Here is a 6,073-nt window from a genome sequence, read left to right on the forward strand (position 1 = left end):
CGGAGGCCGGGGCGTGCGCGGTCGTCCGGGACCCGGCGGAGCGGGCCCCGGACGGTCAGCGGGCGGCTGCGGGCGGCGCGTCGCCCAGGGCCCGCAGACGAGTGCGGACGTCCTCGGCGGCGTCCCGTCCGCCGGGGACCTGTTCCCAGAGCGCGAGCAGGTCGGTGGCCAGGCCCGGCGCCTGCCCACCGCTGTGCTGCCAGCAGTAGTGCGCCCGCTTCACGGCGGCGAGCACCTCGCCGTCCGCCGGGCCGCTGCGTGCCAGGCGGGCCCGCGCGGCGGACATCCACAGCCCCGCGGCCCGGCCGTGGTCCCCGGCGAGCCTGGCGAGGTCGGCGCGGACCTCGGTCCACAGACCTGCCTCGGGGCTGTCCGGGCCGTACAGGCGCAGGGTCTGCTGCTCCCAGGCGGCGGCCATCGCCGCGGCCTCGTTGTGCCGGCCCGCGTGGGCGGCGGCGAGGATCCCGGGCAGCAGGTCGTCCCGGGCCGGCACGGGGGCCGGCCGCCCGCCCACCGGAGCGGGCGCGGGGGCGGGGTCCGCCGCCGGGGCCCGTACGGGCTCGGTGGTGCGCGCGGGCCCGTCGGCCCGTCCGGAGTCGGGCGTGTGCACGGGCTCCGCGTCGCGTACGGGCTCCGGGACCCGCACCCTGCCCGTGTCCCGCACCGGCTCCTGGGCCCGTGCGGGCTCCCGCACCGGCGCGGCGGCCGGTACGGGCGCCGGAACGGACGTCGGCACCGGTACGGGCGAGGGCGGAGGCGCCGCCACCGGGGCCGGCCTGGCGGCGGGGTTGACCAGCAAGGGGCCCGCGGGGCCGTACTGGAGGGTCAGCGTCCCGTCGCCCGGCGCCGCCAGGCCGAGCGCCTGCCGGTGCACCTCCGCCACGTCGAGCACGGGCCCGCCGGCCGGGTCACCGGCGCGCAGCACGTCGAGGAACGCGGAGGTGTACGGGCCGGCTTCGCGGAACGGCGTGGCCGGGGCGGGCGTGACGACGCCGAACAGGGGCACCCCGCCGGCCAGTCGGCCGTCGCTCGCCGCGGCGGCCACCTCGGGCCGGGCGGCGGGGTCCGCCTCCACGTCCACCAGCACCACCAGGGGACCTTGGTGGGCGCCGAGCGTCCGGGTGAGCCAGGCCCAGGGCAGGCCCGTGTAGCGGACCGAGCCCGGGGTGCTGCCCGACAGCCCCAGGTGCAGCTCCTTGGCCCGGCGCGAGGGCACCATCAGCCGGCCGGTCACCCAGACCAGCAGGGGACCCGGGCTCGCGGCGGCGTGCTGGAGGTAGGCGAGCACGCTCTGCGGGCCGGCGACACCGGGCAGCTGCACCACGTCGACGGACGGGGCCGCGAGGAAGCGGCGGGGGTCCGCGCCGGCCAGGGCGTGCGCCGTGGGGTTCGGCACCGCTCCCCGGGACCGGTCGGGTGTGCCGTCCAACAGCAGCACGCAACCCCGAACAGGCTCACTCACAGCGCACATCCTTCCGGCCGGTGCCACAACCCATCCCCGGGAACTGTAGAGGCCACGGCCTCGATCCGGGCCCAGACCTCCTGTCTTCCCCCCTTCCCCCCGCGGCCATACCAGCAGATATGTACGCACGGCCGGGTCTCCCCCGGATCGCCCCGCTTCACCGCCTCATCTGTCGTACGGGCGATGGGATCCGGCGTCGCGGTCCGGTGGCCCGTCAGACCGCCGTGGCCGCCACGACCGAGAGCGACGAGTCCGTCGGGCGGATGCCGGTCAGCTCCAGCCCGGCCCCCGCGAACAGCCGCCGGAAGTCCTCCTCGCCGCGCTCCCGGCCGTTGAGCGAGGCCATCATGAGGAGGTCGAGGACCTTGGCGTAGGAGGGCTCGTTGCCGGGGGCGACGACGGTGTCGACGACCAGGAGCGTGCCCCCTTCCTTCATGGCGGCGCGGCAGCCGCGCAGGATGGTCAGGCACTCCTCGTCGGTCCAGTCGTGCAGGATGCGCTTCAGCAGATAGACGTCGGCACCGGCCGGCACGGAGGAGAAGAAGTCGCCGGGTTCGGTGCGCCAGCGCCCGGCCAGTTCCGGTATGCCGAGGCCGTGGTCGCGCAGGACGTCCGCGCGGTCGTAGAGGACGCCGGTGAGGCCGGGGTTGTCCAGGAGGACGCGGCGCAGCAGGCCGCCGCGGCCGCCGCCCACGTCGACGACCGTGCCGGTCGCGGGGAAGTCGTAGGCGGCGCAGGTGGCCGCGTCGTCACCGTCGGAGACGCTGGCCATGCCCGTGTGGAAGGACTCGGCGGCTTCGGGGGTACGGGCGAGGTGGTCGAAGTAGGGGGCTCCGTAGAGGTCCTCGAAGGTGGTGCGCCCCGCGCGCACGGTGTCCTCCAGGCGCCCGGCCGGCGTCCAGAAGAGCTCGTCCGTGAGCATGAGGACGCCCCGTCTCATCGAGGAGGGGACGTCCGAGCGCAGGAGTTCGGCCGCGGGGGTGAGGTGGAAGGCGCCTTCGGCGTCCTCGCGGAAGATCCGGCGGGTGGCCAGGAGCCGGAGGACGCGGCGCAGGTGGGGGCCGCTGACGCCGAGCGGGCCGGCGAGCTGTTCGGGGGTGCGCGGCCCGTCGGCGAGGTGGTCGGCGACGCCGATGCGGGCCGCCGTGCGCAGCGCGGCGGAGTGGAGGTAGGCGAGGGCGTGCTCGCTGAGCTGTGCGACGAGGGAGCTGTCCGGCCGCGGGGTGTCCATTCAGGTGCCTCCTGTTGCCCTTGTGTTCACTGGTCGACAGACCACCTTGACGCGAAGGGGCGTGGGACCGCCAGAGTGTGTCGATCAGTCAGGCACCTTCGCGGGCGCCCGGGCGACGGAGGGGGCTCGGTGAGCACCAGGGGCGTCAGGGGTTCCGGAGGGTGTGCGGACGTGACCGACCGGCCGGCCCGGGGTGTCCCGGGTGCCCGGCCGGTCGCTCTTCACGCGGGGCTCAGACCTTCTGCGCCGCCGACTGCTCGTAGAGGCTCTTGACCTCGTTGCCGAAGAACGGGCCGAACATCCGGTTCGGCAGGAAGGTGTAGCCGAAGCTGTTCACCGAGGCCTGGAGGCCGGAGCCGGTGGCCTCGTCGAAGGCGGCGAACCACGGGCCGCCGCTCGAACCTCCCGTCATGTTGCAGGCCATGCCGTGGTCCTTGCTGAAGAGGAAGTCCTTGGAGGTCTTCCCGCTGCAGTAGATGAGCCGCTTGCCGTCGTACGGCGCCGCGGCGGGGAAGCCGAAGGCGTACATCTCCTGGTTGTAGGCGCCGTTGAACTGGAGGCCCTGGGCGCCGACGACGTCGGCGAGCCGTTTGCCGCCGAGGGGGGCGACGACGGCGGTGCCGACGTCGTAGTTGATGTCCTCACCGGCCACCCACTGGGGTGTGGAGGCCGTCTTGGAGGCGCTCCAGGTCCCGTACGGGGCCTGGCCGTCCTGGTAGGCGGGGACGAAGGTCCAGTTGGTGTGCCAGGCGCCCTGGTACTTGACGCAGTGCCCGGCGGTGATCACGGTGCTGCCGTTCTGGCTGGTGACGGCGTCGCCGGAGCAGGAGGCGGTGCGGTCCCCCAGGGTGAAGAACACCCGGCCGGAGGTCTTGACGACGGCACCGCCGCCGGTCCAGGCCCCGCCCGGCTGGGGGTTCGCCCTCGTGTCCGCGCGCGGCGGCGCGGCGGGGGCGGTGGGCGCGACCGTGCTGAGGGGGCCCCGGTGTGGTGCCGTACGGGTGGCGGGCGCGGCGCCGGGGAGGTCGAGCGGGGTGGCGGAGCGCATCCGTTCCGGTGTCCAGAAGTCACGGACCTTCTGGTGGTCGGCGGCCGAGGCGGCGGCGGTGTGGACGACGGCCGGGGCGCCGCGCCCGGCCGGGGCGGCGGTGGCGGTGACCGGCTGGATACCTGCGGCGAGCGTGGCGCCGGCGGCCAGGAGGATGCCGGCGGCGGTACGGCGGGAACGTCTCACGCGTACTCCTTCTGCCCAGGCCGCGCGGGGGTCGCGCGGCGGTGTGGGGGGCCGGACCGCGGCGGGCGCGGTCCGGGCAGACGAGCGGTGCGGACACGAGCGGCGACGAGCGGACGCGTGCGGCTAGGAGGGTGTGTGACGGAGGGTCCCACGGGACGGTTGAATTGTCAGGACCGCATCAAAAGCATGGCCGGATGAGGACCTCCGCGCGGGGAGCGTGCGCGACCGTCGCCGCTTCGCGTCCGTCCGTGTACGCGTCGGCCCGCATACGCGCCCGCCCGCGCACGTCCGCGTCGGCCCGCATCGGCCCGCATCGGCCCGCGTCCCGTTCGGCGTAGCACAACAGGTTCTGACGGTCCGACACCTGACACCCTGAAAGGGACAGGGCCAGAGCCGAGGCGAACTCCAGGGAAAGTCAGGGGGATCACATGAGAGAGAGACCCGGTATCCGACGGAGCGCCACGAGGCGTACCCGCGGGCTCTTCCGGCGCGGGGCGGTCCCGCTGGTGTGTGCCGGGGTGGTGTGCCTGCCGGGTCCGGCCGCCGAGGCCCTCACCTCCCCGGGCGACGACCACGACGCAACGACCCCGTTCTGGGTGGAGCCGTCGGGGCCCGCCGTCTGGCAGGAGCGGATCTGGCAGGAGCGGGGGCGGGAGGAGGACGCCGCCGCGCTCCAGCGCATCTCCGACCGGTCGACGGCCGTGTGGCTCACCGACCGCGACCCGAAGGCGCAGGCCGAGCAGATCACCCGCAGGGCGGAGCGCGCGGGCCGCATCCCCGTCCTCGTCGCCTACAACATCCCGCAGCGCGACTGCGGTCAGTACTCCTCCGGTGGCGCCCCCGACGCGGCGCACTACCGCCGGTGGGTCTCCCGCGCGGCCGCCGGCATCGGCTCGCGTCAGGCCTGGGTCGTCCTCGAACCCGACGCGCTCGCCCAGTGGGCCTCCGGCTGCGTCCCCGAGGCCGCGGCCAAGCAGCGGCTGGCACTGCTGGCCGAGGCCGTGCGGATCTTCAAGGAACGGCCCGGGACGGCGGTCTACCTCGACGCGGGCAACCCCGGCTGGATCTCGGACCGGAAGCGCCTCGCCGAGGCGCTGAACAGGGCGGGCGTCGCACGGGCCGACGGGTTCGCGCTCAACGTCTCCAACTTCCACACCAACTCCGTCACCGGCGCCTACGGTGACGAGCTGTCGGCACTGCTCGGCGGCGCCCATTACGTCGTCGACACCAGCCGGAACGGGAACGGTCCGCTGCTGAGCGCCGGCCCGCCTCCGGACGCGGCGAAGCCGGCCGGCCCGGGGTCCCCGACCGGCGCCCCCGCCGGCCTGAACGGCCCGGACACCGGTGGCGCGGGGGGCGCCGAGGACGGGAAGGGGCAGGGCCCGGGCGACGGGGAACCCTGGTGCAACCCTCCGGGTCGTGCGCTGGGCACACCGCCCACCACGGCGACCGGGAACCCCCTCATCGACGCGTTTCTCTGGATCAAGCGGCCGGGAGAATCCGACGGCTCCTGCCGGGGCGCCCCGCCGGCCGGCCGCTGGTGGGCGGACTACGCGCTGCGGCTCTCCAACACGGTGCCGTCGGCGGGGGGTTCGGGGGCGGGGGCGAAATAGGCCGCCGCCGGGCGGGGGCGTGGTGCGGATTCCTTTCCCCAGCCCCGCCCCTTCCCGCTGCATCCGATGTGCGGCTCCGCCGCGTGGCGGGGCTCCGCCCCGGACCCCGGTCCTCAAGCGCCGGACGGGCTGAATTTCAGCCCGTCTGGGGGCACCTCCCAGCGGTAGCTGGGGGAGCTTGAGGACACCGCGCGTCAGCGCGGAAAAGGGGGCCCGGGGGCTTGCCCCCGGTTTCGGGAAGGGGCGGGGCTGGGGAAAACCCCGCCGCCCTACGCCCCGTCCACGGCCGACACCGCCGCCAACTCCCCCACAGGCACCGCGACTTCCACCAAGCCCGCACCGCGCCCCGAACCCTCGGCCCGCCCGACCGCCGCCTCGGAACGCCGCCGCCGCAAAACCCCCGCCCCCCACACCCCCATCGGTCCCAGCGCCGTCACCAACGCCAGCACCGCCCACACCCGCATCGCCGGATACGCATGCCCCCACACCACCGACGCCACCAAACACAACCCGAACACACCCGCCCACCCCAA

General features: G+C 75.3%; 4 protein-coding genes and 1 pseudogene. 1 reads left to right on the forward strand and 4 read right to left on the reverse strand.

Annotated features, from left to right (window positions below; genetic code table 11):
* Nucleotides 1-55: 55 nt before the first annotated feature.
* The 3 genes from LUZ64_RS35305 to LUZ64_RS35315 all read right to left on the reverse strand — a co-directional run bounded on the left by LUZ64_RS35305 (nt 56) and on the right by LUZ64_RS35315 (nt 3,927).
* Nucleotides 56-1,462 (reverse strand): hypothetical protein, encoded by a 1,407-nt coding sequence (locus tag LUZ64_RS35305; RefSeq protein ID WP_143592996.1) that lies wholly within the window; start codon nt 1,460-1,462, stop codon nt 56-58.
* A gap of 214 nt (nt 1,463-1,676) precedes the next feature.
* Complete coding sequence (locus LUZ64_RS35310) at nt 1,677-2,693, reverse strand: methyltransferase (RefSeq protein ID WP_095578582.1); 1,017 nt, start codon at nt 2,691-2,693, stop codon at nt 1,677-1,679.
* A gap of 232 nt (nt 2,694-2,925) precedes the next feature.
* On the reverse strand, nt 2,926-3,927 hold the full coding sequence (locus LUZ64_RS35315) for a trypsin-like serine peptidase (RefSeq protein WP_095578581.1): 1,002 nt from the start codon (nt 3,925-3,927) through the stop codon (nt 2,926-2,928).
* A 428-nt stretch (nt 3,928-4,355) separates the two neighbouring features.
* Here LUZ64_RS35315 and LUZ64_RS35320 point away from each other — a divergent pair, with 428 nt between their 5' ends.
* Nucleotides 4,356-5,540 carry a glycoside hydrolase family 6 protein gene (locus LUZ64_RS35320; protein WP_095578580.1) on the forward strand — a complete coding sequence of 395 codons (1,185 nt, stop codon included), beginning with the start codon at nt 4,356-4,358 and terminating at the stop codon, nt 5,538-5,540.
* Nucleotides 5,541-5,809: 269 nt separating this feature from the next.
* On the opposite strand, the pseudogene LUZ64_RS35325 reads toward LUZ64_RS35320, so the two are convergent.
* Nucleotides 5,810-6,073, reverse strand: a pseudogene (locus tag LUZ64_RS35325) (glycosyl transferase); the annotation flags it as partial.

It is taken from the genome of Streptomyces albireticuli (assembly GCF_021228125.1).
In the GTDB taxonomy this organism is placed as follows: domain Bacteria; phylum Actinomycetota; class Actinomycetes; order Streptomycetales; family Streptomycetaceae; genus Streptomyces; species Streptomyces albireticuli.

What these genes read in the sequence shown, in the direction of transcription:
- LUZ64_RS35320 (WP_095578580.1), top strand. Translation starts at nt 4,356, where the DNA reads ATGAGAGAGAGACCCGGTATCCGACGGAGCGCCACGAGGCGTACCCGC.
- LUZ64_RS35310 (WP_095578582.1), bottom strand. Translation starts at nt 2,693, where the DNA reads ATGGACACCCCGCGGCCGGACAGCTCCCTCGTCGCACAGCTCAGCGAG.